Raw genomic sequence first — 1,621 nt, forward strand, 5'->3', positions numbered from 1 at the left:
CGGAAATGCAGGTGGGGGCTGCTCCCGGCCACAGCCAGAAACAGCCCCCACCAAAAGAAGTCCGGCGGCGTCCTACTCTCCCACGCAGTCACCCACGCAGTACCATCGGCGCTGAAGGGCTTAGCTACCGGGTTCGGAATGGAACCGGGCGTTTCCCCTTCGCTAAAACCACCGAAACACTATCAGACCCGACCGAAACCGGTCGCAGCCCGAGAACCGCACAGTGGACGCAGAACAGCAGAATCTTTGTGGTCAAGCCCTCGGCCTATTAGTACCGGTCAGCTCCATGCGTTGCCGCACTTCCACCTCCGGCCTATCAACCCGATCATCTAGTCGGGGGCCTTACCAGGCTACCCTGTGGGAGACCTCATCTCGAAGCGAGCTTCCCGCTTAGATGCTTTCAGCGGTTATCCCTTCCGAACGTAGCCAACCAGCCATGCTCTTGGCAGAACAACTGGCACACCAGAGGTTCGTCCGTCCCGGTCCTCTCGTACTAGGGACAGCCCTTCTCAAGTCTCCTGCGCGCGCGGCGGATAGGGACCGAACTGTCTCACGACGTTCTAAACCCAGCTCGCGTACCGCTTTAATGGGCGAACAGCCCAACCCTTGGGACCTACTCCAGCCCCAGGATGCGACGAGCCGACATCGAGGTGCCAAACCTTGCCGTCGATATGGACTCTTGGGCAAGATCAGCCTGTTATCCCCGGGGTACCTTTTATCCGTTGAGCGACGGCGCTTCCACAAGCCACCGCCGGATCACTAGTCCCTGCTTTCGCACCTGCTCGACATGTCTGTCTCACAGTCAAGCTCCCTTGTGCACTTGCACTCAACACCTGATTGCCAACCAGGCTGAGGGAACCTTTGGGCGCCTCCGTTACTCTTTAGGAGGCAACCGCCCCAGTTAAACTACCCACCTGACACTGTCCCTGATCCGGATCACGGACCGAGGTTAGACATCCAGTACGACCAGAGTGGTATTTCAACAATGACTCCACCGGAACTGGCGTCCCAGCTTCACAGTCTCCCACCTATCCTACACAAACCGAACCGAACACCAATATCAAGCTGTAGTAAAGGTCCCGGGGTCTTTCCGTCCTGCCGCGCGTAACGAGCATCTTTACTCGTAATGCAATTTCGCCGAGTCTGTGGTTGAGACAGTAGGAAAGTCGTTACGCCATTCGTGCAGGTCGGAACTTACCCGACAAGGAATTTCGCTACCTTAGGATGGTTATAGTTACCACCGCCGTTTACTGGCGCTTAAGTTCTGAGCTTCGCCCCGAAGAGCTAACCCGTCCCCTTAACGTTCCAGCACCGGGCAGGCGTCACTCCGTATACATCGTCTTACGACTTAGCACGGAGCTGTGTTTTTAGTAAACAGTCGCTTTCCCCTGGTCTCTGCGGCCCCTCCCCGCTTCGGAGGTAAACTCCTACACAGGAAGTGGCCCCCCTTCTCCCGAAGTTACGGGGGCATTTTGCCGAGTTCCTTAACCACAGTTCACTCGCACGCCTCGGTATTCTCTACCTGACCACCTGTGTCGGTTTAGGGTACGGGCGGCTCTGACACTCGCTAGAGGCTTTTCTCGGCAGCATGGGATCACCCACTTCGCCACAATCGGCTCGG

Annotated in this window: 2 rRNA genes; both read right to left on the reverse strand. The window is 57.2% G+C overall.

Features of this window, described 5'->3' with window-relative positions:
• Positions 1–59: 59 nt before the first annotated feature.
• Positions 60–176 (reverse strand): 5S ribosomal RNA (gene rrf, locus B056_RS0110760).
• Between the two features lie 72 nt (positions 177–248).
• Positions 249–1,621: ribosomal RNA gene (locus B056_RS0110765) — 23S ribosomal RNA — on the reverse strand; the annotation flags it as partial.

It is taken from the genome of Parafrankia discariae, assembly GCF_000373365.1.
Classification (GTDB): Bacteria; Actinomycetota; Actinomycetes; order Frankiales; family Frankiaceae; genus Parafrankia; species Parafrankia discariae.